Genomic DNA, 24,059 nt, shown 5'->3' on the forward strand with positions numbered 1-24,059 from the left:
TGCGCATTCAGAAATATCTTTTTGCCCATCATAAAGAACCAAAAGAAATTCTTTAACATTTTCACTTGCATACCCTTTCACATTGAGATGTTGAAGAGCATCAGAGTATTTTGCTGCAAAAAAGTTTTTTTCTGCCCCTTCAGTTTTAAGATTACTCCCCTCTTGGCTACCATCTTCTGAGCGAAGACTTGTTGGACTGTGGTCACTTTCATCTTCACTTTCTTCCAATTCAAAATCGCTTAAATCCTGGCTACCGTCTTCTGAGCGAAGACTTGTTGTACTGTCGTCACTTTCATCTTCACTTTCTTCCAATTCAAAATCGCTTAAATCCTGGCTACCGTCTTCTGAGCGAAGACTTGCTGAGCTGTCCCCTTTTTCATCTTCACCAACTTTCTGACCAGCATTGCCCGTAGGTTCTTTAGGTTTTTCATCTTGTGAGACTTTTTTAGTAATACAATCTATACATTTGTCAAAAATTTTTGTATATTTTTGATTCTTCAAGTTTTTTCCAGAATCTGAATCAATAGATAACACTTTCTCAAAAATTTTTTTCAAATTTTTAAAATTGTCGGCATAGTAATCATCATTAAAAAATGTATTATTTTTAGAGACAAACGTGTTCAATTTTTCAGCAACATGCGAAGCATTCGTTCTTTCTAGTTTAATGCCTATTTTTGCTAAAAAATTTGTCAATATACGCCACAATTTTCCGTTCCACTTACTGACTTGCAATTTTGTGGACACCGTTTTGTCGCTTACTTGAACCTCTTTTGCCATATTGATTAGCTGTTTATGCAATTCTTCAGCATTGCATCCGCTATTTAAACGAACAGTATTAGACATAAATTCTCCTTATAAAAATATAATCAAAAAAATTATATCATAAATGCGTTTTTTCGTTAAGTAATAAACTAATTCCAGTAAATATATAACCTTTTTTTATAACTATATTTTGAGGCTTGCCGATTCCGAAGATTTAGGGTATACGTGTATCAAATCCATGAAAACGATAGGGGGAACCCGACTGTGAATAGAGAGCCAATTGGTTTATACATTTTTCGCTACATCCTGGGCCTTGGCATGTTTGCCTTCATGTGTATGTTATACTGGTCTTCTGTATTGATTGAAAATAATCTAAAAATTGTTCAAACCGATATCGGACAAATTCGCAGCGAACTTTATAACTTAAAAAATGAAAGCGAAAGAATTAGAGATACAATTTCAAATTTACCACGTCAATCGGGAGAATATTCCCCGTCTTCAAGCTCATTGTCTTTACAAAAACCGATTGTGCGCCCTCATATGGATCCTAAACTTCCCAATTTACTAACTGAAGATCCTTTTTATACCACAATTCTTCCTAAAATGCTTCCAAAGCATTTCTCCCCACAAGGAATATTTCGGCAAACAAGCATCGGTAAACCTGACAATTTACATCCCTTTTCTCCTTGGGCTGAAATTAGTCAATGGCAATCCCTTTGCTCCATTTCTTTAGCAAACCTCGAGTTTGGAAGATATGAAACCTTTGCCACAGGTATGGCAATCAAAATGGAGGAACGGATTGATCCAGAGGATGGAGGATTTGAATATTGGATTCACTTGCGTGATGATGTCTTTTGGGAGCCTTTAGAACAACGTTTCTTTAGTGATCGATTCACTTTAGCCCCCCATTTTTTACATAAACATCAAGTAACTGCGCATGATTTTAAATTCTTTTTCGATGCCTTCATGAATCCTTATAATCAGCAGCCTTCAGCTGTCACCAGTAGAAACCAATTTCAAGACGTTCAAAAGTTTGAGGTTTTGGACGACTTTACACTGGTAATTAGATGGAAAACACACGAATTCAAAAATGAAAAAGGAGAGGTGGTTAAACGCCCCCTTTATCGAGCTAAACTCTTAACAGGAAGTTTGAATCCTCTCGCCAGCTTTGTGTATAAATACTTTCCCGATGGGCAAAAAATTATTCCAGACGATACCGATCCTGACACATATCAAACCAATTCTGTTTGGGCCCAAAATTTTGGGATGCATTGGGCTCAAAACATCATTCCAAGCTGTGGAGCATGGAAGTTTGACGGAATGACTGAGCGGATGATTCAATTCACTCGCAATAACAATTTTTATAGTCCCGATCGAGCCTTAATGGAACGTAGAGAAGTTGAGTTTAAAAATACACCGGACGCAGAGTGGCAAACCTTTAAGACAGGTGACATCCAGGCATCCTTTTTACCGCAGGGTAAATTGCTTGAGCTACAAGATTTTTTAAGCTCCCCTCTTTATCAGGAGCAAGCGAAAGCCGGGAAGACAATTCATCAGCTTAATTATATTGGCAATATGTTTTTTTACATTGGCTGGAATCAAAAAACCCCCTTTTTTCGTGACAAAACGGTCAGGCAAGCTCTCACGATGGCGATTGATCGGAATCGGATTATCCAGCAAAACTTAAACGGATTAGGCGTCGAGATTAATGGTCCTTTTACACCGAATTCGCCCTCCTATGATCACTCTATTCAACCTTGGCCGTTTGATCCAGATAAAGCTCGCCGCTTATTGGCTGAAGCAGGATGGGAAGATCACGACGGAGATGGAGTGATCGACAAAAAAATTGATGGAGTCTACGTGCCTTTTCACTTTAAGCTTACCTACTTTGTCAAAAATTCTTCATCAAAAAGCATTTGCGAGTACATCGTGACTGCTTTAAAAGATGTGGGGATTATTGGAGTTCTTAATGGTGTTGATATGGCAGATCTTTCCAATGATTTTGAAAGTAAAGCATTTGAAGCCATCCATTTGGGATGGGGTCAAGGGACTCCCCCAGAGGATATGCGCCAAATTTGGCACTCAAGTGGAGCAAAAGAGAAAGGATCTTCAAATGGAATTGGCTTTAGCAATGCAGAAGTGGACCAGATTATAGATGATTTAGACTATGAGTATAATCCTGAAAAACGACTGGCCCTTTACCACCGCTTTAGTCAAATTATACATGAGGAAGCTCCCTATGTTTTTCTTTATGCGCCGATGATTAAGCTGTTGTACAGAGAAGAACTCCAGAATGTTTTTTTACCAATTGACCGTCAAGATTTGATCCCAGGTGCTAATGTGGCGGTACCCGATTCCAACATTTATTGGTTAAAAAAAATCCAAGCATAATATGTTAACATACATTCTAAGACGTTTACTTTTACTGCCTCTGACCCTATTTTGTATTATCCTAGTCAATTTTGTGATTATCAACTTAGCACCTGGAGACCCTTATACCCAGACAGAGCTTTCTCCACAAGGAATGGCCATCCGCAAAGATGACCGAGCCATTGCCTTTGGGGCGGATGATCGGTATTTGCAATTTCGTGAGTTCTACGGCCTTACGCTTCCCATCCTTTTCAACAATTGGTCCAATATTTCTTTAGAAAAGGTGCAAAAAGATCTGTGGATGCTTGTCCATCGTAAGGAAGCGCCAGAGGCTCCCGAAATGGCCGTGAAAGACTATGATGACCTGCGCATCAAATTTGGAGATCAGTCCCGCTTCATCATGCCTAAATTATTGACCATTCTTCTAAATCCTCAAACCCCTCGCAATATTCTTGAAATGGCTTCTCGCTTTTTCATTAGAGGAGGAACGCAACAAGGCTTTGTAGGATCTCATTTAACTGAACAGCAAAAAATTTTTAACCGAAAAATCGGGAGCGATAATTTCTTTCTACGATCGTTAGTGATCACATCTTTGGACCCCTCTGAACGCGTGCAGGATAAAATTGCAGCTTTAAAAAAATGGTATGATGCGGAATCTGTCAATTATCAATTTGAACCTACCCAAGCACAAAAATGGGCCATATTCTTTTTTGACACACGCTTTTACCGTTATTTTAGTCGTGTGTTGACATTAGATTTTGGAACTTTACGAAACGATCAAACCAAAAGTGTGATTGACGAAGTCACCAGACGTTTTAAGTATTCCCTAACCTTGGCAATTCTTCCCATGATTGTGACTTTTTGTCTTTGTCAGATTTTTGGATTTTTAATGGCTTACAAACAAAATCAATGGCAAGACTTAAGCATCAATTTTGTGTTTTTAATTCTTTATGCCATTCCCATCTTTGTGGTGGCTCCCTTTTTGATTGAAAAAGTAGGACTTAACCACTATTTCCCTTTCACCTCAACACCGATTCCTATTAGTGGCTTCACAAGTCCAGATTATATTTACAATCAAAAAAATTCTTTTCAACGCATTGTCGATGTTTTCTCTCACATTGCCCTCCCTTTAATAGCGATCATTTATGGAACTCTCGCTGCGTCTTCTCGTCTTTCCCGCACGGCGGTTCTAGAAGTTTTACGACAAGACTACGTGCGTACGGCCAAAGCTAAAGGCTCTCCGACTTCCACTATTTTAGTTAGAGATGTTGGAAGAAATGCATCGATTACCATTGTCACGGCATTAGCTGGTTCGCTAGGTGCGATTTTAGGAGGCTCTTTGATTGTGGAAACGTTATTCGACATCAATGGCTACGGTAAATTTTTCTACGATGGTGTGATCAATCGAGACTATAATGTGATTATGTTTTCGACTCTAGCAGGCTCTTTGCTGACTCTGATTGGATACCTTGCCGCAGATATTGCCTATACCTTACTTGATCCACGCGTTACTTTGGACTAACTTTTATGGATATTAATTCTCACTATGACCCTTATTGGTCGATGATATGGAAACAATTTAAAAAGCACCCCATGGGAATGATTGGCTTAGTGATTGTTTGCCTGTTTTTATTCGTGGGAATTTATGCACCCCTCCTAGCCTCAAGTAAGCCTCTTTTTGTGATTTTTGAGAACACTTGGTTCTTCCCCCTTTTTAGATACCTTTTTTATCCGGGGTTTTACACCAAAAGGCTCGATATTTTTTTCAATCTCCTGATGTTTACAACGCCCTTTGCACTCCTTGGATTATGGATGTTACGTAATCATCCAAAAAAACTCAGATGTGTGCTAATGGCGATCTTTTTCATTCAAATGGCCTTGTTTTTAGGCGTGGCGTTTCAAACCTCTCAAGATCCTGGTGCAAGCCCGCAAAATAAACAAAGTTCTTCTTATGATTGGAAGGCCGAAGTCAAGCAAATGAATCCTTATGCACGCCTCAATCTGATTTTACGCTATCAACAACGCGCTAAACAGCATGCTAGGCTTGTCAAAATGGTTGAAGCTCAGGCTGGAGAGGTCTCTAAATCACTCCCAAAAATCACGTCGCTTTGGAACCTTGACCAAGAAAATGACTTATTTATTCTTGAGCAACAGCAAAAAATTTTGGAAAATTCCTCACCGGATTCCGATAGCCATCAGCTGGCGTTGGATAAAATCACATACATTCGAGATCGTCAAAAATGGCTAGAAGCTCAGAGTCAGAAACTTTCTTTTCAAATCATGCCGCTCATTCGCCATTTTCATTGGGAAGAAGATGCGGGTGGAGATCAAAATTTAAATCGTTATATTGAATGGTGGGAATTAACGCGAGTGAATCGTAAAGATCTTGTCTCGGCACTTATTTTTGGAACACGCATCTCTCTTGTGGTAGGGATTTTGTCTGTAGGAGCCGCACTCCTGATAGGAATTCCTATCGGAGCTTTTGCGGGTTATTACGGAGGGAAAGTGGATATTGTGGTATGTCGTCTTTTAGAAATTTGGGAATCGATGCCAACATTTTTTATGCTGCTGATGATTGTGGCTATCCTTCAAAATAAGTCGATCTTTCTCGTCATTGCAATTATCGGATTATTTGGATGGACCACTTTTAGCCGTTATATTCGAGGCGAATTTCTTAAACAGCGCAATCTTTCCTATGTGGAAGCCTGTCAATCCTTGGGATTTTCCAACGGCTACATCATGTTTTCCCATATTTTGCCAAATGCAATTCCCCCGCTCTTAACATTGCTCCCTTTTGCGATTATGGGAGCCATTACGAGTGAAGCAGGCTTGTCTTTTCTAGGATTGGGGGAAGAAGGATCTTGCTCGTGGGGAGTTTTAATGGATGAAGGGCGAACAGCTTTCCCGGGGGAAAGCTATTTATTATGGCCCCCTGCAATTCTATTAACCACTTTACTGATCGCTATTGCTTTGGTTGGGGACGCCCTTCGTGATGCTCTTGATCCTAAAATGCACCGCTAAGCAGCGATGTTGCGCTCAACCATTCCAATTTGTCTTCTAAGAATTTCATTGGTTGCCACTTTTTTCTCAATCGTTTTGCAAGCATGCAAAATGGTTGAGTGTGTCTTACCAAAAGAAGCCCCCAACATTTGGAGCGATTCGTTAATCATTTTATAAGCGAGATACATAGCGACTTGCCGAGGAAGCGCAATGTCTTTTGTACGAGTCGATCCTTTAAGATCATTAACACGGACTTGGAAAACAGTTGCTACACTTTTAAGAATTTGTTCAACCGAGATCTTTTTATTGGGTGCTTGCTGCATCATTTCGCGCAAAGTTTTTTCGACTAGCTCTTCTGTAATATTTAAATCGAGTAATTTACAATGTGCACAAAGTCGATTAACGGCACCTTCCAACTGTCGAACGTTATTATAGATGTGTTCAGCGATAAAAAAGGCCACATTATTAGGAATCTCGAGACCTTTTTGCTGTGCTTTGTGTTGCAAAATGGCAACGCGTGTTTCAAGATCAGGCATTCCAACATGCGCAACTAATCCCCATTCCATGCGCGCAATCAAACGCTCAGAAAGCTTAAGCTGTGACGGAGGCTTATCGCTTGTGATCACGATTTGCTTTTTCTGGTTAATCAATGTTTCAAAAGTATGGCAAAATTCTTCTTCAAAGTTGAGACGGTTTTGCAGAAATTGAATATCATCCACTAACAAGACATCGACATCTGAACGATAAAAACGTTTCATTTTATCGACAGATTTATTGCGCAAACTATCAACTAAATCATTGATAAACGCTTCAGTTGTGATGCATTGTACACGTAATTTTTTGTGATGATCTTTAACATAATGCCCAATGCTATGCAAAATATGCGTCTTTCCTAAGCCTACGCCACCATGAATAAAGAGCAAATTGTAAGATTGTCCCGGCCGAGTCGCAACGCCAATGGCTGCAGATTTGACGAACATATTCGTCGGGCCTTCAATAAAAGTCTCAAAGCGATAATTTTCATTCAGCTTAACTTCATGAGATTGTGCATTTTGCTGAACAGGATGATGATCGACGGTAGGAGTCGGAATAGCAGCAGACTTTTTTTCTGGCGCTACAACCACAAATTCAATTTGCGGCTCCCCTGTTGTCGTAACTGGAAAGAAAAGCTTTAATTCTTTTTTGTAATTGGAAAGAAGGTACTCTTTAACAAAAACATTCGGAACTTCAAGAGTAATCTCTTCGGCTGTCGATTCTAGAACTTTAATCGGGGCTAACCAATTTCCAAAAGCGGCAGCTGAGCAGTGCCCTTTTACGTATTTTAAAAATTGATCCCACGCGTTCTGGGTATCGTTTGCTGACATAGTTATTTAGTCCTTCTTTGAGTTATGAACAACGTTTCCACATCATTGCCAGGGGTTGTTACGTGAGGGAATCTACCATGAGATCTCTTAGCCTGCAAGTAAATTATCATTTCGAGCGCTTTAATTTTTTGTAACTCATTGATTATCAACGCATGAAGTTTTTTAAAAAGGAATCTATAAATTCCATTTTTTTGTAAACAATTAATTTTTAAAAACTTGTTAATTCAAATTTTATTTAAGCGAATAAAAATTGAAACCTTTGCATCTCGTTATCTTCTTCGCACTAACATTTGGTTCAAACAAAAATTACCTTCTTCGAATAATTCTATAATTGCCTGAATCCAAAGTGGATTAAGCGTTAAGCAAGGAACTCGATAAGCATATAAACCAGCAGCACGGACCTTGCTCATATACTCATTTTCAATTTCCACCAACGTTTCGATATGATCAGATGTGAAACTAATTGGGATAAAAACCACATGTTTTCTCCCCATGTTCCACTCTTTAATCTCCTCACATACATCGATTGTATAAGGCTTGACCCACTCCCCCGGTCCAAACTTGGATTGATACGCCAATCTTCCTAACGCACCAGGAAAAGCTTGCATAACAGCACGGACGGAAGCTCGACATTCATCGGTATATAAATCTCCCGTTTCAACAAATTGCAGGGGAATCCCATGAGCTGAAAAAAGTAGAATTACTTCTTGTTCTTGCAACTGATTTTTAATTAAAAAGTCGCGAATGTGCTCTTGATGTGCTTGGATAAATGTGGGGTAAGCCGCATAAGATTTAATCCAACGCATTTTTAGTGTTGTCATACTAGGAAGGTAACGCTCGAACCAACGCGCAACACTTCCAGTTGTCGCATAGGTAAACTGTGGAAATAGAGGCAACACACGAATTTCTTCACACTCCATTTCCTCAAGCGCTTCAATAAATCGCGCATGTGTCGACGGCAAGTAACGATGAAATGTTAAAAGCGGTGCTTGTAATTTTTCTCTTAAACACTCAGCCAAAAGCTCCGTATCTTCATAAATAGGCGATTTACCACCCATTAAAGCATATTCTTTAGAAATTTTAATCGCGCGCTTTTTCGCCACCCTTTTAAAAAACAGGCGGTGTAAAAATTCGGGCAGCCGCGTCCGAATAACATCTTGATCTGTTAGCAAACTCTCTAAAAAAGGCCGAATTTCATCTTCAGATCTTGGGCCGCCAAAATTAACGAGAAGATATCCTTTGCTTTTAGTATCCATCATCCACCTTTATATAATCGTATGCTACCTCAATAAGAGGTTAAGCCCCTTTTCCAGTTTTAGATGTTCATTTTCGGATAAATCTTGGCATAACATTTGCCAAAAAGAGGTATATTTTGTTTTTTTTTAGATTTGTAAACAAGCAGAATAATTGTTTTAAAGAGGGACAAGAATGATTTTTAAGATAAAATTTCTTTGTTTTTTTATTTGAAAAATTTTATATTAGTACTCTACACGAACAACTAAAGATAAGTTTTTCAAATTATGAAACGATTAAAGTTCTTTAATTCCCCTCTTCCCGAAATTAAACCAACCCTGGGGAAATTTTTAGCATTTGTCGCGGTTTTAGTTGGATTGGCCTGGTTCTTTTTTTTCAGCGGAAGCCCGAATCCTCGCTCTCTCGAATATAAAGTTTTCCGAATTGGGAGGGATACATCCTGGTATCCATTGCAATTGCAAGGAAAAGAAAAAAACATGGTCGCTTTTACAAATGAACTCCTGCTCGCTATCGCAAAAACTAGTGGCTTTCATTTTGAAATTTCTGATGTCCGTTCACATACCTTGTTCGAAAACTTGGAAAGAGGGGATTACGATGCGGTTTTGTCTTCTTTGATGCCAAACCAATTAAATCGACAAAAGTATGAATTTTCCGATCCCTTTTTCTTAGTAGGACCTGTCCTCGTTGTGAATCAAGATTCCCCGGCAAAATCTCTGGTGGATATGGAAGGAAAAATTGTCGGCGTTCAAAGAAACAGTTCTTTAGTTTTCAATATTGCTCAGTATCCTTCGATGATTGCACCTTATGATCAAATCACAGTCGCTTTCGATCAGCTTTTACAAGACAAAATTGACGGTGTGATCACAGATCTGCTGACTGCTTATAATCATACCCATGGGTATTATGCGGGTCAACTCAAGATTATTCCTCCTCCCTTGACAAATGAAGGACTCAGGCTAATCTCAAAGCATGGCGTTGCACAAACGTATCTGCTCACACACTTTAATGAAGGTCTCAAAAAGATAAAAGAAAACGGGGAATATCAAAAACTTTTGACAAAATGGGGGCTGGCTCAAATTTGAGGAGTCAAGCTAAACTAAACCTAACTCCTCAAAAAACGTTATTCCGTGGGAGGGATATGAGTCCGCAATGAATCTTTAAATTCCAGTATTTTAAACACAATTTCATCAACCGTTAAATTAGATGTGTCAATAACACACGCTCCTTCCGGCTGCTTTAATGGAGAAATTGCGCGCGTGGTATCTTTTCGATCGCGCTCGTTAATGTCCTCTAGCACTTTCTGAAGTGTTAAACCTTCCGTATCTTTCGGATATTTTTTTCGCACCTCTTCATAGCGACGTCGTGCTCTGATTTCCGGATCTCCCACCAAAAAAATCTTAATCTTGGCATCGGGGAAAACCACAGTTCCCATATCACGACCCTCAAAAACAGCATTGACGCCAATCGCTAATTCTCGCTGGATGTTCACGAGTCTTTCTCGAACTTCTGGAACAGCTGAAACTATCGAAACAGCTTCTGTCACTTCACTTCCTCGAATCTGATCTGTCACATCTTCCTCGCCCACATAGTAAAAACGTTCCCGATGCCGAATTTTGACATCAAACTGGAAACGATCTAAAAAAGCAGTAACCTCTTCAGGCTGATCCAAATCAATCTTTTCTTTCAAATATGCGTATGTCAAGCACCGATACATTGCACCCGTATCAAAATAAATATACCCGATCTCTTCAGCTAATGTTTTGGCTATTGTACTTTTCCCTGTCGCGATGGGACCATCGATTGTAATTATCATAGTGATCTCTCAATGAATTTTAAGAAAAATATATAGAAGAGGAAGCGTGAAAATAAGTGAATCAACAATATCAAGCACTCCCCCTAATCCTGGAAGTTGGTTGCTATCTTTAATCCCTGCATCCCGTTTCAACAAAGACTCGGCTAAATCCCCAATTTGAGCAACAACAGAAATCAAACCCGCTAACCAAATACTTTCCCAAAAGGATAAATGAATGGGAGGCTTAGAAAAAAGATGAATACCCAGATAAAAAATGACACTAACAACAACTGACGTTAAAACGCCACCCCATGCACCTTCCCACGTTTTTTTTGGGCTAATGTAGGGAACCATACGACGTTTACCCATTAATCTTCCGGTAAAAAAGGCACCCGTATCAGTCGATTTCGCCACAAGCAGTAAATAAAATAACCACCAACGACCATCTTCTGCCCCATTAAAAGGAAAATAATTAATGGAGAGGGTATAGCTTAGCGGAATGGCCAAGTAAGCAATTCCAAAAAGGGTAATCGCTAGATTGACAAATGGAGAGGCCCCTCCATAAAAACTGTAAATAAAAAATGTTAAGAGAGCGATACCAAGAGTTATCTCTGGCACGACTTGCGCATCTTGCATTTGGGTGCTTAGAAACACAGCATAAACATACAGGACGGAAAACACGATTCCAACAGTCGCTAATGGCTGAAACCCCTTAGCTTTTGCCATCTGATAATATTCCCAAACTGCCACACCGACAATAGCAGACACAGCTAATGAAAAAAGAGGTCGAAAGAATGAGTATTGAGAAAAGGAAATTAAAAAAATAAGAATGGTTGCGGCTAATGCGCTATAGATCAATCGATATTTTAAATGTTGCGTCATCATCCCCCTAGCCTCCGCTTCCTTTTTTGGAAATCATACAATGCTTCTAACAAATGGGCAGGGGTAAAATCTGGCCATAAAACATCCGTCACATAAACCTCTGCGTAAGAAATTTGCCATAACAAAAAATTACTAATCCGCCATTCGCCACTTGTCCGAATAAGTAAATCTGGGTCTCCGATATCTGCCGTATCCAAATACTTTGCAATTGCCTCTTCCGTAATCTTTTCTGGCGTTCCCCTCTGTTGCATGCAGTCATCAACTATTTGATTAACAGCTCGACAGATATCATCTCGTCCCCCATAATTCACCGCAAGAACCATCCGAATTTGATCGCATTGTTTCGTGAATCGCTTCGTTTCCGCAATCGTTTCAGCGACATTTGCAGGAATTTTTGACAAATCTCCAATCGTATCAAAACAGATTCCTTCTTGTAACATGGTTTCCCTTTGTTCGACAAGATAGACATCTAATAACCACATCAAGGCTTGCACTTCTTCTTGTGGCCTAGCCCAATTTTCTGTCGAAAAAGCATAAAACGTGACAACTTGAACGCCCAACTCCTTACAAGCTTTAACAATTTCAATTAAGTTATCTGCACCTTCTCGGTGCCCAACTTTGGCTGATGCTTGTTGTTTTTTTGCCCATCGTCTATTTCCATCTGGAATAATCGCAACATGTCGAGGGGTAATAGAACGATCGTAGGAAACTAAATCGTCCGCTTGATAAATGGTGTCTGAAGTCAATGGAGAGAACATGGCATTTGAGCTTAACATAAATTCACTAAACATATGGTTTTATCATTAGAATACATAATTTTTGCAAACATACCTGAAAGCAGATTTGAAGCATAGATTTTGTTCATGTTAATCAGTTTAGGAAATCGCTAATCTCGTTCCCACTAATCCGACAAAGTCATCGAGATTTAGCCATATCCATTTTTATCACCTTTATCCACCTGCTTTTAAAACTTCCATGAAAGCACTTTGGGGAATATTCACTTTCCCAATCTCTTTCATCCGTTTTTTTCCTTTCTTTTGTTTTTCCCAAAGTTTTCGCTTACGAGAAATATCCCCTCCGTAACACTTAGCTGTCACGTTTTTCGACATAGCCTTAATTGTTTCCCGTGCGACAACTTTTCCTCCAATCGCGGCTTGAATAGGCACTTTAAAAAGTTGTTGAGGAATAACTTCTACAAGCTTTTCGCAAATGGCACGCCCTTTGCTTTCAGCTTTAGTGCGGTGAACCAAACAAGAAAATGCATCAACAGGTTCTTCGTTTACACGGATCTCTAACTTAATAATATCGCTTGGCTCGTAGCTATCAAATTCATAATCAAACGAACCATAGCCTCTGGTAATCGACTTCAACTTGTCATTGAAATCTGTAATAATTTCGTTTAAGGGAAAGCGGTAGGTCAAGAGCAAGCGTTTAGAATCTAACGTTTCGGTTTTAACACAATTTCCCCTTTTATCCATTCCGAGACTCATTATCGCACCCAAATAATCAGAAGGGATAATAATATGGCACTTGACCCATGGCTCTTCGACCGTATCAATAAACGTCGGATCGGGATAGTGGGCAGGGTTATCAATTTGCAAGACTCGCCCATCAGAAAGTAAAAAGCGATAGATCACGCTAGGAGCTGTGGAAATCACATCGAGATCAAATTCTCGTTGGATTCTTTCAAAGATAATTTCTAAGTGCAAAAGCCCTAAAAATCCACAACGAAATCCAAATCCCAAAGCCAAGCTGCTTTCTTGCTCGATATGCAAAGCTGTATCATTGAGCTGAAGCTTGGTCAAAGCATCGCGTAAGGCTTCAAAATCGGTCGAATCAATCGGGTAAATACCGGCAAAAACCACTGGTGAAATATGCCTAAATCCTGGAAGAGCCTCTGCTGCAGGATATTTTTGCAGAGTAATCGTGTCACCGACTTTCACATCTGATGTTTTCTTAATATTTGCCACGATGTAACCCACCTCACCGGCACGCAACTCCGATACAGGACGTTCATTAGGAGCAAATACGCCCACTTCTAAAACCTCAAATGTGCGATCATTCGCCATCATTTTAATGAGTGAGCCTTTTTTGATCTCTCCGCTCATAATGCGCACATAAACCATCACACCGCGATAGTTGTCATAGTGTGAATCAAATACAAGTGCGCGTAATACATCATCTTGAGGTTCTTGAGGGGCTGGAATTTTTTGCAAAATGTCTTCTAAAATACCGTCAATACCAATTCCCGATTTAGCAGAACAGCAAATGGCTTCGGAAGCATCAATCCCAATCACATCTTCAATCTGCTTTCTCACTTCTTCCACATTGGCTGTCGGCAAGTCAATCTTATTAATAACAGGAACAATTTCCAAATTGCGTTCAATGGCAAGATGCACATTCGCTAAAGTTTGCGCCTGCACACCTTGACCTGCATCTACAACCAAGAGGGCTCCTTCACAGGCTGCTAAGGAACGAGAAACTTCATAAGAAAAATCAACGTGTCCAGGAGTATCAATCAGATTGATTTGATAGGTTTCACCATCTTTAGCTAGGTAATGCATTGTGACTGGATGAGCCTTAATTGTAATCCCGCGCTCACGCTCTAAATCCATATCGTCAAGCAACTGCTCTTGCATATCGCGTGCTTCAACCGTGTGGGTAAGCTCTAAAAGGCGATCCGCCAAAGTGGATTTCCCATGATCAATATGGGCAATAATGGAAAAGTTTCGTATTTTCTTGCGATCATATGTATACATGCAAATATCTACTTTATTCTGAAAAAAGGTTAGGTATTAGAATTAATTGCATCCTTTTGAAATCAAATTTACTTGGATTCAATTAATTCAAAAGAATGACTTCAAATAGACAAAATTAAAGCATTTTAGATAAGAATTCAAGAGATAAATCAAAAAGAAATTCCAGATAGCACAGGGCTCTTAAATCAGCGCTGACTTAGCCCGGATTTTGTAAACAACAAAGTAAGCTTCCCTGTACAAATGTAATTTCAACAGAGCTACCGATGCAACTATTTGACTGGCTTAAAAAAGAAAAATCGAGTGTTTGCTGATGGAGATCCCACAACAATCCTTTAGTCGAAACCTGTTGAACAGAACCATTAAAAGGAATCAGTGAAATCGTTTGCCCTGAAAAAGTTTGCAACCGTTCATTTTCTTTTAAAAAAAAGGCGCTTTCAAACTTGGACTGCATTTTAACATGCAAAGGATAACGAGACATCAAATAGATATTGCTCAAGGTGTGATCTAAGCGGTTCCCTGTCCCTCCAAAGACCGTAATCGATTCAAACCCTTTTTGCAAAAGAATTTGAACGGCGAGAGCAAGATCAGTGTCATCTTTAAGGACGGGGAATTTACAAATAGGTACGGAAGCATAAGCCTGAAGAGCTTCTGGAAGAACGGAATCGAGATCCCCAATGAGAAGATCGGGTACAAGCCGCATGTTGAGACAATGATTAAGCCCACCATCCACAGCTGCTAAAAAAGAAAAGCGCCTTAATTGCATAGAAGTCCATGCTAGATCGACAATTTCTCCATTTGCAATTAGCGCAGCATTCGACATATCTCTCATGAGCTGATAAAAAATGCGGCCAAGATGACTCGAACATCCACCGAGTTGCCCCGACTAGAACCTGAATCTAGCGCGTCTACCAATTCCGCCATGGCCGCAAGTTAAGTAAGCTTTATAGACTATTCGATATTTTTTGTGAAATAAAATAATCATTCACATGCCTACTCAATTAACCAGAAATAAAAGACTTAATGATTTCTTTTAACCTATTTAAAATTTCACACCCCCACAAATACCAAATAAATATTTGCACAAATTCACCAAAAATTTTACGGTGACATTAAATTCAACAATCTTACCCAACCTACTTTAAACTAACTTGGAGTTATATCATGAAAACATCAAGCGTCAAAGAACAAATCAACTCGGGCCCCATTTGTAAAAGTCTTGCACAAGTACTTGCTGACACCTATATCCTGTATTTGAAAACACAAAACTTTCATTGGAATGTTGTCGATCCACGCTTTTACTCCCTCCATAAGATGCTAGAAGATCAATATGAAGAACTAGCCGAGGCTGTGGATGAAATCGCCGAAAGAATCCGGATGCTCAATGGAAAATCCCCCGCCACGATGAAAGAATTTCTTGAATTAGGCTCCTTATCTGAAGCAGAGGGTGACTTATCTGGTGATGAAATGTTGCAAATGCTCATTGATGATCATGCCTCACTCATCAAAACGATTCGCAAAAAAATTGAAGAATCTCAAACTCTTCAAGACGAAGGAACTGCGGATATGTTCATTCAACGACTACGTGCACACGAAAAAAACCATTGGATGTTGTTAAGTCACTTTGAAGAAGCCTAAAATTTAATCTCACACATTTCGAGGATAGCATGAAAGCGATAATCGTTGAGCGATTTGGAGGAGCAGAAAGACTTAAATTTGGAGAATTTCCAAAACCCCAGTTACAAGAACATGAAATTTTGGTGGAAATTCAATGCACGTCCGTTAACCCAGTTGATTGGAAAATCCGAGAGGGCCTGCTCTCCAAAGTCTTTCCAACACGCTTCCCCTACATTCCGGGATGGGATGCATCTGGAATTGTCGTTGAATGTGGAGTTAAAACAAAAAAATTTAAAAAAGGAGACCGTATTTTTTCCTATTGCAGAAAGTCAGAAGTGCACGAAGGAACTTATGCAGAATATATTAGCATTGAAGAAAAACATGTCGCGCTAATGCCAAGCAGTCTTTCATTCGCTGAAGCAGCTGCAATCCCTCTTGTTGGTTTAACCGCCTGGCAAAGCCTTTTTGACATAGGAAACTTAAAGGCCAACCAAACCATCTTGATTGTGGGAGGAAGCGGTGGAGTTGGAAGCATGGCCATCCAATTTGCCAAACACGCTGGAGCAACTGTTTACACAACAGCTAGCCAAGTACATCATGCCTACGTTAAAAAGTTAGGAGCAGAAAAAGTCATTGATTATCAAAAAGATAACGTACAAGAAAAGATAAAAGAATGGGAACCCGAGGGAGTGGATGTCATTTTAGATCTAGTAGGAGGACACGCCTTACAAGAATGCTATCCTCTAGTCAAAAAACATGGCCGCCTCATAAGTATCGTAGAAAAACCTGCAGTCTTTCAACATATCCACACCGATTACGCCTTTGGAACCCCAAGCGGACAGGAGCTTCAAAAGATTGCCACATTGATTGATCAAGGCAAAATTGTCCCTCCCAAAATCAGCATTTTATCCCTAGAAAAAGCCGCAGAGGCTCAAGAGGAAGTCAAAGCAGGGCATACAGAAGGAAAAATTGTTTTAGCCGTTAAGAATCACCCATGAATGACTTCGACAAATTCCATACTTAAAAAGGGTTCTCCAATCACAGCATAAAGTTTTTGATCCAAATAGCTCGCTAATTCGGGATGCTGTTTTTGGAGCCAGACCCGAAATTTAAAAGTCTTTTTAAATAATTCGTCATGGGAGGTCACAATATTTTTGACATCTTCTCTTTGGGAAAACAAACCGACATCCACATGAATGGGCTTTCCATTCAGAACAGCTGTATTTTGCATTAGAGCATGGTCTTCATCCACAAATCCCCTTTCATGCTCAAATAGAATCATTTCCGTTAAATCACTTAACAGCTGCTTACTCTCTTCAATTTTACCTTGAGCCATTAAAGAATCAAGCTCTGTGCAAATCATGTTCGCTTTTCTCTGAATGAGAAACTGCATGCCGTCCAAATTAACGGAATGTTTAGTTCCTATTTTATCATAAAGAATCATGGATCGCTTTAGATCGTGGTTGTCATTAAGGTGTGCATAAATTAATCCACCCTCATTTTGCAAATGATCGAAGCTCAGTTTCCAGCTCGCGTACACTCTTTCCAACTTTGCTTGCTTTTTCTCAATTTTTTGCTGTCTGATTTCATCGATGAAAGGGATAAAAGAAAACCATTCCAGCCAAGGTTTTGGTCTATATCTTTGGTATTTGAAAAATTTTATAACAAACTCCTTGTCTTCGCTTTCAAATACATAAGACTGACATCCTTTGCCTAAGTAATGAAAGGATTGATTTAAAATGCGATCTAGAGTTTCCTGCTCCTCACCATCTAGAGCATGCATATTCCAACGAGGATCATAAGAAAATTCCGTGACAATGTTGCCGGGAGAAAACCCATCCGTGAAATAATAATATAATCGTCCTGCCCCGTAAGCACAGCTACAAAATACCACTATCCACAAAATCTTTTTTAGATTTTTATACCACATGCCAATCCTCATTCGAATGGAATAAATTCTTTTTTAATAAAACGTAAGTGCATGCTATCAGTTGAGTTATGATTTTGTCAATTTTAAACTAAAATGCTTATTGCTAAAAAAAAAATTCCACTAGAAAATCTAGAAAAATAGCATAAAGGAATTTTAATGACACCCCCACTATTTCAGCTCTTTAAAAAAACAAGCATCAAAACAAAGTTCTTTATTATTTTCGCGCTTACTCTTTTGCTCATGAGTCTTTCTTTATACTATATTTTTAAAGTCAAAAACTTTAGCAATCAATTCATAAAAACTGAAATAGAAAATATCCAATACAATCGAGAAATGTCTAACCTTTTGCAAGGTTTATATAAGCACCAATTATTGATTCACCGTATCTACAATGGGGAATCTTTTTTAAAAGATTCCTTAAAAACACTTCAAGATCAAATTAGCCAACAATTTGAAAGAATTAAGGTATCTCCTCATAAACCGAAAAACCTTTTTCATGTTCTTCAACAACGTCCTTACAACCCATCCGAAAATTGGTTGCTTTCCATTGGGATTGAAGAAGACTGGAAAAACCTTCTTAAAATACCACTTGAACAACAACCTCTTTTGAATAGCGATCTGTACCACGAGCAACTTATCAAAGAAATTCATTCTCTTATTTCCTATGCAAATCTCTCTCAAAATACAAGCTTGGAAATAGATCCTAAGAATCATTATTATATGCGAAGCGTGATGAGCCAGCTTCCAACGATCCAAGAGCAGCTCGTCAAAATTTTAATCTATGGTGAAAATGCAATTCATGCAGGTAAATTAGTGGGAACAAATCGCCTAAATCTTTTAAATGCGATTGAAACATTTCGATCCAACCTCCTTAGCTCTCATTTGTATCTACAAAATATTGCAGTTAATCAAACAAACCAATCTCCCCTTAATGATTTCTATGAATCTCTGAGAAAATACTTAATTGGATCCGAAGAACTTTTACAATTTGCAGAAAACAATATTATTAACGTCAATCGAATCGCTGTTAATCCCGAACAATTTGCTAATTTGGGAGACAAAACTCTACAAAAAAGCTTTCAGCTATGGAATACTGCCGCCGAACAAATTGAAAGTCTCCTTCAAATGCATTTCGACCATTTTATTAAACGACAGAATCTCACCATTCTTGCCATTATCTTGATTACAGCCTTTTTAATATTGGTCGGATGGATCACCATGGTGCAATGCTTAGATGCCATGCATGAAATTCTTGAAAAAACCTATGAATGGATTCAAGGAGAATCCCCAAAGGAAATCTCTCTCGATATGCCTGAAGAGTTTGCCCAAATAGGAATTGCTTTTAATAATCTTTCAGAAAAAGCGCGGACACAAGCCGAAAAATTTCACACGGCCGGAATTCATATCACCACCACCACAAATCAAATTTCTGCCGTCTCAAAGCAGCAAGAAGATTTGCTTTTGCAACAACAAACGGCTTCTAAACAAATCACCGAAATGATCCATCAATTATCTTCAAATGCTAATGAATTTGGAAAAATGGTCCAAGATATGAATAATCGAAGTGAGCAGACAGCTGCGTTAGCCCATTCTAGCCATATTGATTTAAATCAAATGGAACAAACCATTCGCGAGCTTGTTGAAACAACTGGAGGGATCGCTTCAAAGCTTGGAATTTTAAACGAAAAAGCAGGCATCATTACAAATGTGATCACAACCATTTCCAAAGTCGCGGATCAGACAAATCTTCTCTCGCTCAATGCGGCGATCGAAGCCGAAAAAGCGGGGGAGCATGGGCGTAGTTTTTCTGTGATTGCAAGAGAAATTAGACGATTGGCTGACCAAACAGCTAATGCAACGTTCGATATTGAAAAAATGATCAATGAAATGGTTTCGGCCGTTTCAGCTGGAGTGATGGGAATCGATAAATTTTCCGAAGAGATTAGAGGGAGTGTCACACAAGCCACAAATCTAAATTCACAGCTAACTAAAATTATTGAGAATATTCACCAACAGGCATCAGCCTTTGAAAAAGTCTCCAGAGAATTAAAAAATCAGCTCAACTACACCAATCAATTACAAAGTGCCCTCCATTTATTGGGAGATGCGACCCAACAGACCAGCACTTCTCTTCCTCAATTCATGGGATTTGTCCACAATTTGAACCAAGTATCAGCTGAAATAAAAGAAATGATGCCAACGAATCACTAAATAAAAAAACCTCACAAGCTAACCTGTGAGGTTTTAAATGATAAAGTCATTAAGAGAAGATACTAGTCAGCAAGATATTCGATTACACAAGTTTGTGCATTGTCACCAACACGTCTTTTGCTTTTAATAAGACGTGTATATCCGCCTTGACGCTCTGTAAAACGAGGACCCAGCACACCAAATAACTTTTGGATCACTCTTCGGTCTGTATTGTAAGCAGCTGTATCACCATTACGAGCAGCTCTCTCTTCTTTATCTGTCAAAGGATTAAAGCGAATCATCAATTCCGCAATTGCTTGACGACGAGTTGCAAGTGTATTTCTCTTTGCTAGCGTAACCATTTGATCTGCGTAACTTCGCAAAGCTTTTGCTTTAGCAACGGTTGTTACAATACGCTCTTCATCAATCAAAGATTTTAACATATTGGCAAACATTGCTCTGCGGTGAGATGATGTTCGGCCAAGTTTACATGTATTTTTCTTATGTCTCATAATATACCTAACTATTCTTCACTTTTTAATACATCTGATTTGTCTTTAGCTTCTTTATGGTACTGGGCGATTTTCTCTTTGACGTTATCCGCAGTAATTCCATATTTAGATAAATCCATTCCGAGGTGAAGTCCCATTTCAGTTAATTTTGCTTTGATTTCATTCAAAGATTTCTTACCAAAGTTGCGGAACTCAAGCATACGACGCTCTGGTATGGAAACAAGCTCGGCAATCGTATCAATATTGGCTCCACTTAAGCAATTTGTAGAACGCACCGACAATTCAATTTCATCGATACGTAATGCAAGTTTTGCCATAATCGCATCTTGATCTGCATCATCACGTGATTGCCCTTCATCAAACAACAACAAGTGTGGATTGATGTGTGTAAACACAGACATGTGTTTAACACCAATTTGAGCGGCAAATGCAAGAGCTTCTGCTGGTGTAACTCGACCATCGGTTGTGATTTCTAGAAGCAATCGATCAAAGTCAGTATCTTGTCCGACACGTGTATTTTCTACAGCATAGTTAACCAATCGTACTGGAGAAAAAGCTGCGTCAATCAAAATTTCATCTGACGTTTTTCCATGAACGTCTAAACGATCAGATGGAACATATCCACGTCCAATTACAACACGCAAATCAACTTGTCTTTTCATTGGCTGTGTTACAGTGAATAGGTGAAGTTGAGGATTCACAACTTCATAATTCCCCTCTGTAAAGACATCGCCTAATGTTACATGGTATTTCCCATGATTTTTATCGAGATCGTCTTGTGTAATTTCTAAAATAGAAGTTACAATGCGATCATCGCGCGAATTTGGTGCATCATCTAATGGAAGCTTGCGTATTAACGCCCCTTTCAAGTTAAGGATAATGTTTGTCATATCCTCAACGATCCCCTCTATCGCCATGTATTCATGAGAAATTCCTTCAATTCGCACAGAAACAATAGCAGGCGCTTCAAGTGAAGAAAGCATCATGCGGCGGAGAGAATTTCCCACAGTGTGGCCGAATCCTTTTTCAAAGGGTTCTGCAATAAAACGACCAAACGTCTGGCTTAGCGTTTCCTCATCCACAGAAATTTGCTGAGGGATTTCAAACTTACCATACTTGACTGCCATGAAGTCACTCCTCATAAAAAATAAAATAAACTGTTCTCGCTCTTCGAGAGTTGATTCACAAAGAATCGAAAGATTATAGCGTTAATTCTGCCTTAAATCATTGATGATTCACATTGCAGATAAAAATGGTTATACACGACGTCTTTTAGGAGGCCTGCATCCATTATGTGGGCAAGGAGTTACATCACGGATTGAAGTAATCAACAATCCTGCACCTTGCAAACCACGCACAGCTGACTCGCGTCCTGCACCTGGCCCTTTTAACTTAACTTCTACTTCGCGCATTCCAACAGACATCGCTAATTTTGCTGCGTCTTGTGCCGCAACTGTTGCAGCGAATGCAGAAGATTTACGTGAACCGGAGAAATTAACTTTTCCTGCGCTTGCCCATGAAACAACATTTCCATTCGGATCCGTGATGGATACAATCGTATTGTTAAAAGTTGCTTTAACATGTGCGACGCCTGATGGGACGTGTGCGTGCAACTTTTTCTTAGGCTTTGCAGCTGCTGCTTTTTTGTTTACGACCTGCTTAGACAAAGTGATTCACTCCTCTCTTATTTTTTCTTATTAGCCACTGTCTTACGACGGCCTTTTCTCGTTCTAGCATTAGTACGAGTACGTTGTCCACGGACTGGAAGTCCAACACGATGTCTTTGTCCACGATAGGAATGGATGCTAATTAATCGTTTAATGTTGTTTTGAACTTGACGTTTGAGGTCCCCTTCAACGACATATTGAGACTGGAGCAATGCGTTGATACTTGCAATCTCATCTTCTGTCAATTTGTGGGCACGCATGTTAGGGTCTAAACCCAGCTTTGCAATAATCTCATTAGCTAGACGACGACCTAATCCATAGATATATGTCAAACTAATTTCTAATCTTTTATTATCCGGTATATCGATACCGATAATTCTAGGCATTCAAATCTCCTACTAATTACATGAAATTGAACTTGATAATTTATCACACATATTCTTTTTGTTCAAAAGAAAACGTATTTATCTTCCTCTGATCCGTCCACGCTTCATAAAACCATCGTAACGCTTCATGAGAAGGTGAGACTCAACTTGCTTCATTGTGTCTAAAACAACACCCACGAGAATTAATAAAGCTGTCCCTCCAAAGAAATAACTAATTGTCTGTGGAATTCCTAAAAAGCGACCAACTAATGTTGGAAGAATAGCAATTCCCGCCAAAAAGAGAGCTCCGAGCAACGTAATTTTATTCATCGTGTTTTCCAGGTAGTCTTGAGTCGGTTTTCCTTGACGAACACCTGGAACAAAAGCCCCATTTTTCTTCATATCAGATGCGATCTGATCGGGTCTGAACTGAGTTGCTGTCCAGAAATAAGTAAAGAAGATAATGAGCAATACAAACAAAGCCATATACACACTACTTCCTGGCGAAACCCAGCTGGCGACCTCTCCTAACCAATTACCATGACCCAAGAAAGCACCAAGCGTTGCAGGGAATAATAACAATGAAGATGCAAAGATAACCGGAATAACACCTGCATAGTTCACTTTAAGTGGAATATACGAGGTTCCGCCTTGCACTTCTTTTCTTCCAACAACACGCCTTGCATACTGCAAGGGGATTCGCCTATGCCCTTGAATAATGAGAATTGTTGCAATTGTGACAAGCACAAACACAGCGACTAAAACCAGAACACTAGCTAAATTCATTTGTCCAGGTTCTTGCGAGTTCAAATTAAGTTGCTGGAAAATGAGTCCCAAAGCCGTAGGGATTTGAGAGAGAATTCCCAACGTAATAATCAAACTCATTCCGTTTCCAATTCCCCGATCTGTAATCTGCTCACCAATCCACATTAAAAAGACCGTTCCAGTCGTCATCGTTGCGATGGTAATGAGATAAAAAAGCCATGGCACGCCAAAGGCTTGAATATCCAAAAGTTCACCAGCGACGATGCCTGGCTTTGACATATTGATTTGCAGCGCATATCTTGCAAACAAACCTGATTGCAAAACAGACAGTACAACCGTCAAAATACGAGTCATTTTATTGATTTTTCGCTTTGCCGCTTCCCCATTTTCGCGTAATTCACGCTGTAGAGATGGCCAAAGAGCAACGAGCAGCTGCAAAATAATAGAAGCAGAAATGTATGGAACGACCCCCAATGCAATAACAGTCATTTGAGAGAAAGCTCCGCCCGAAAAAATATCTACCATTTGGAAGAGATTTTGGCCTCCTCCTGTCGCATGTCTAAAAAAACTGACAGCTATTTCACCGTTAATTCCTGGAACAGGAATAAATCCCCCTATCCTACATACAAATAGCATGAGTAAGGTAAAAAGAATTTTATTTCTCAGTTCAGGAATTTGAAAGACTCGTTGCACTTCACTAAACATCGCATTTAATCCTTAGCTTTAACTTTCCGTTTGATCTATTGTAAACTACTTGAAATCGTACAAGCAAGCATAAAATTAACTGATGTTTTCAATCGAAGCTTTGCATGAATGCGAAAAAGTGCATAGCA

At 39.3% G+C, this 24,059-nt stretch carries 20 protein-coding genes, 1 tRNA gene and 1 pseudogene; 7 read left to right on the forward strand and 15 right to left on the reverse strand.

Annotation, left to right across the window (positions count from 1 at the left end; genetic code table 11):
* Positions 1-843 (reverse strand): annotated as a pseudogene (locus AB7E63_RS04395) (ankyrin repeat domain-containing protein); the annotation flags it as partial.
* Between the two features lie 183 nt (positions 844-1,026).
* Between AB7E63_RS04395 and AB7E63_RS04400 the strand changes: the two are divergent.
* The 3 genes from AB7E63_RS04400 to AB7E63_RS04410 are packed head-to-tail and all read left to right on the forward strand — an operon-like array spanning position 1,027 to position 6,153.
* Positions 1,027-3,153 carry an ABC transporter substrate-binding protein gene (locus AB7E63_RS04400; RefSeq protein ID WP_284452870.1) on the forward strand — a complete coding sequence of 709 codons (2,127 nt, stop codon included), beginning with the start codon at positions 1,027-1,029 and terminating at the stop codon, positions 3,151-3,153.
* 1 nt (position 3,154) lies between these two features.
* Positions 3,155-4,654 carry an ABC transporter permease gene (locus AB7E63_RS04405; RefSeq protein WP_284452869.1) on the forward strand — a complete coding sequence of 500 codons (1,500 nt, stop codon included), beginning with the start codon at positions 3,155-3,157 and terminating at the stop codon, positions 4,652-4,654.
* Between the two features lie 5 nt (positions 4,655-4,659).
* Positions 4,660-6,153 carry an ABC transporter permease gene (locus AB7E63_RS04410; protein ID WP_013925461.1) on the forward strand — a complete coding sequence of 498 codons (1,494 nt, stop codon included), beginning with the start codon at positions 4,660-4,662 and terminating at the stop codon, positions 6,151-6,153.
* On the opposite strand, the gene dnaA is transcribed toward AB7E63_RS04410, so the two are convergent.
* Together dnaA and hemH are read right to left on the reverse strand one after the other, a co-directional pair.
* Positions 6,150-7,496 carry a chromosomal replication initiator protein DnaA gene (gene dnaA / locus AB7E63_RS04415; protein WP_006342188.1) on the reverse strand — a complete coding sequence of 449 codons (1,347 nt, stop codon included), beginning with the start codon at positions 7,494-7,496 and terminating at the stop codon, positions 6,150-6,152. The genes AB7E63_RS04410 and dnaA overlap by 4 nt on opposite strands.
* A 269-nt stretch (positions 7,497-7,765) precedes the next feature.
* The gene (hemH, locus tag AB7E63_RS04420) at positions 7,766-8,752 is read right to left on the reverse strand and encodes a ferrochelatase (RefSeq protein ID WP_428418817.1); all 987 of its coding nucleotides are present in this window, start codon (positions 8,750-8,752) and stop codon (positions 7,766-7,768) included.
* Between the two features lie 264 nt (positions 8,753-9,016).
* On the opposite strand from hemH, the gene AB7E63_RS04425 reads away from it, so the two are divergent.
* On the forward strand, positions 9,017-9,832 hold the full coding sequence (locus AB7E63_RS04425) for a substrate-binding periplasmic protein (protein ID WP_428418819.1): 816 nt from the start codon (positions 9,017-9,019) through the stop codon (positions 9,830-9,832).
* A 38-nt stretch (positions 9,833-9,870) separates the two neighbouring features.
* Here AB7E63_RS04425 and cmk read toward each other — a convergent pair whose 3' ends face one another.
* The 6 genes from cmk to AB7E63_RS04455 form a co-directional block, all read right to left on the reverse strand.
* A complete protein-coding gene (gene cmk / locus AB7E63_RS04430; RefSeq protein ID WP_006342191.1) occupies positions 9,871-10,563 on the reverse strand; it encodes a (d)CMP kinase in 693 nt (230 codons plus the stop codon).
* Positions 10,564-10,572: 9 nt separating this feature from the next.
* On the reverse strand, positions 10,573-11,427 hold the full coding sequence (locus tag AB7E63_RS04435; RefSeq protein ID WP_428418821.1) for a phosphatidate cytidylyltransferase: 855 nt from the start codon (positions 11,425-11,427) through the stop codon (positions 10,573-10,575).
* On the reverse strand, positions 11,424-12,200 hold the full coding sequence (uppS, locus tag AB7E63_RS04440) for a polyprenyl diphosphate synthase (RefSeq protein WP_237754013.1): 777 nt from the start codon (positions 12,198-12,200) through the stop codon (positions 11,424-11,426). Before uppS ends, AB7E63_RS04435 begins: the two co-directional genes overlap by 4 nt.
* A 174-nt stretch (positions 12,201-12,374) precedes the next feature.
* Positions 12,375-14,183, reverse strand: coding sequence for a translation elongation factor 4 (lepA, locus tag AB7E63_RS04445; RefSeq protein WP_428418824.1), 1,809 nt, complete (start codon positions 14,181-14,183; stop codon positions 12,375-12,377).
* Between the two features lie 196 nt (positions 14,184-14,379).
* Positions 14,380-15,003, reverse strand: a complete 624-nt coding sequence (locus AB7E63_RS04450) for a thiamine diphosphokinase (protein WP_428418826.1) — start codon at positions 15,001-15,003, stop codon at positions 14,380-14,382.
* A gap of 23 nt (positions 15,004-15,026) precedes the next feature.
* Positions 15,027-15,110, reverse strand: a tRNA-Leu gene (locus tag AB7E63_RS04455).
* A gap of 234 nt (positions 15,111-15,344) precedes the next feature.
* Here AB7E63_RS04455 and AB7E63_RS04460 point away from each other — a divergent pair.
* Both AB7E63_RS04460 and AB7E63_RS04465 read left to right on the forward strand, forming a co-directional pair.
* Complete coding sequence (locus tag AB7E63_RS04460) at positions 15,345-15,818, forward strand: Dps family protein (protein ID WP_006342197.1); 474 nt, start codon at positions 15,345-15,347, stop codon at positions 15,816-15,818.
* A 29-nt stretch (positions 15,819-15,847) separates the two neighbouring features.
* The gene (locus AB7E63_RS04465) at positions 15,848-16,795 is read left to right on the forward strand and encodes an NADP-dependent oxidoreductase (RefSeq protein ID WP_428418828.1); all 948 of its coding nucleotides are present in this window, start codon (positions 15,848-15,850) and stop codon (positions 16,793-16,795) included.
* Here AB7E63_RS04465 and AB7E63_RS04470 read toward each other — a convergent pair.
* On the reverse strand, positions 16,786-17,727 hold the full coding sequence (locus AB7E63_RS04470; protein WP_006342199.1) for a hypothetical protein: 942 nt from the start codon (positions 17,725-17,727) through the stop codon (positions 16,786-16,788). The two genes, AB7E63_RS04465 and AB7E63_RS04470, sit on opposite strands and share 10 nt — an antisense overlap.
* Positions 17,728-17,883: 156 nt before the next feature.
* Here AB7E63_RS04470 and AB7E63_RS04475 point away from each other — a divergent pair, with 156 nt between their 5' ends.
* Positions 17,884-19,938, forward strand: a complete 2,055-nt coding sequence (locus AB7E63_RS04475) for a methyl-accepting chemotaxis protein (RefSeq protein WP_013925468.1) — start codon at positions 17,884-17,886, stop codon at positions 19,936-19,938.
* Positions 19,939-20,000: 62 nt separating this feature from the next.
* On the opposite strand, the gene rplQ is transcribed toward AB7E63_RS04475, so the two are convergent.
* The 5 genes from rplQ to secY all read right to left on the reverse strand — a co-directional run bounded on the left by rplQ (position 20,001) and on the right by secY (position 23,931).
* Entirely contained in the window at positions 20,001-20,429 is a 429-nt protein-coding gene (gene rplQ, locus AB7E63_RS04480) for a 50S ribosomal protein L17 (protein ID WP_428418831.1), read from the reverse strand.
* An 11-nt stretch (positions 20,430-20,440) separates the two neighbouring features.
* Complete coding sequence (locus tag AB7E63_RS04485; RefSeq protein WP_006342202.1) at positions 20,441-21,556, reverse strand: DNA-directed RNA polymerase subunit alpha; 1,116 nt, start codon at positions 21,554-21,556, stop codon at positions 20,441-20,443.
* Between the two features lie 129 nt (positions 21,557-21,685).
* A complete protein-coding gene (gene rpsK / locus AB7E63_RS04490; RefSeq protein WP_013925470.1) occupies positions 21,686-22,042 on the reverse strand; it encodes a 30S ribosomal protein S11 in 357 nt (118 codons plus the stop codon).
* A 71-nt stretch (positions 22,043-22,113) separates the two neighbouring features.
* A complete protein-coding gene (rpsM, locus tag AB7E63_RS04495) occupies positions 22,114-22,482 on the reverse strand; it encodes a 30S ribosomal protein S13 (RefSeq protein ID WP_013925471.1) in 369 nt (122 codons plus the stop codon).
* A 78-nt stretch (positions 22,483-22,560) separates the two neighbouring features.
* A complete protein-coding gene (gene secY / locus AB7E63_RS04500) occupies positions 22,561-23,931 on the reverse strand; it encodes a preprotein translocase subunit SecY (protein WP_006342205.1) in 1,371 nt (456 codons plus the stop codon).
* Positions 23,932-24,059 lie beyond the last annotated feature (128 nt).

The organism is Parachlamydia sp., assembly GCF_050255895.1.
Lineage (GTDB): Bacteria > Chlamydiota > Chlamydiia > Chlamydiales > Parachlamydiaceae > Parachlamydia > Parachlamydia acanthamoebae.

Excerpts from the sequence above, each read along its gene's own strand:
- hemH (WP_428418817.1), bottom strand. The coding sequence starts at position 8,752 with ATGGATACTAAAAGCAAAGGATATCTTCTCGTTAATTTTGGCGGCCCA.
- AB7E63_RS04425 (WP_428418819.1), top strand. The coding sequence starts at position 9,017 with ATGAAACGATTAAAGTTCTTTAATTCCCCTCTTCCCGAAATTAAACCA.
- dnaA (WP_006342188.1), bottom strand. The coding sequence starts at position 7,496 with ATGTCAGCAAACGATACCCAGAACGCGTGGGATCAATTTTTAAAATAC.
- rplQ (WP_428418831.1), bottom strand. The coding sequence starts at position 20,429 with ATGAGACATAAGAAAAATACATGTAAACTTGGCCGAACATCATCTCAC.
- rpsM (WP_013925471.1), bottom strand. The coding sequence starts at position 22,482 with ATGCCTAGAATTATCGGTATCGATATACCGGATAATAAAAGATTAGAA.
- cmk (WP_006342191.1), bottom strand. The coding sequence starts at position 10,563 with ATGATAATTACAATCGATGGTCCCATCGCGACAGGGAAAAGTACAATA.
- secY (WP_006342205.1), bottom strand. The coding sequence starts at position 23,931 with ATGTTTAGTGAAGTGCAACGAGTCTTTCAAATTCCTGAACTGAGAAAT.
- AB7E63_RS04435 (WP_428418821.1), bottom strand. The coding sequence starts at position 11,427 with ATGATGACGCAACATTTAAAATATCGATTGATCTATAGCGCATTAGCC.
- AB7E63_RS04460 (WP_006342197.1), top strand. The coding sequence starts at position 15,345 with ATGAAAACATCAAGCGTCAAAGAACAAATCAACTCGGGCCCCATTTGT.
- AB7E63_RS04465 (WP_428418828.1), top strand. The coding sequence starts at position 15,848 with ATGAAAGCGATAATCGTTGAGCGATTTGGAGGAGCAGAAAGACTTAAA.
- AB7E63_RS04485 (WP_006342202.1), bottom strand. The coding sequence starts at position 21,556 with ATGGCAGTCAAGTATGGTAAGTTTGAAATCCCTCAGCAAATTTCTGTG.
- AB7E63_RS04410 (WP_013925461.1), top strand. The coding sequence starts at position 4,660 with ATGGATATTAATTCTCACTATGACCCTTATTGGTCGATGATATGGAAA.
- lepA (WP_428418824.1), bottom strand. The coding sequence starts at position 14,183 with ATGTATACATATGATCGCAAGAAAATACGAAACTTTTCCATTATTGCC.
- uppS (WP_237754013.1), bottom strand. The coding sequence starts at position 12,200 with ATGTTAAGCTCAAATGCCATGTTCTCTCCATTGACTTCAGACACCATT.
- AB7E63_RS04450 (WP_428418826.1), bottom strand. The coding sequence starts at position 15,003 with ATGTCGAATGCTGCGCTAATTGCAAATGGAGAAATTGTCGATCTAGCA.
- AB7E63_RS04405 (WP_284452869.1), top strand. The coding sequence starts at position 3,155 with ATGTTAACATACATTCTAAGACGTTTACTTTTACTGCCTCTGACCCTA.
- AB7E63_RS04475 (WP_013925468.1), top strand. The coding sequence starts at position 17,884 with ATGACACCCCCACTATTTCAGCTCTTTAAAAAAACAAGCATCAAAACA.
- AB7E63_RS04470 (WP_006342199.1), bottom strand. The coding sequence starts at position 17,727 with ATGTGGTATAAAAATCTAAAAAAGATTTTGTGGATAGTGGTATTTTGT.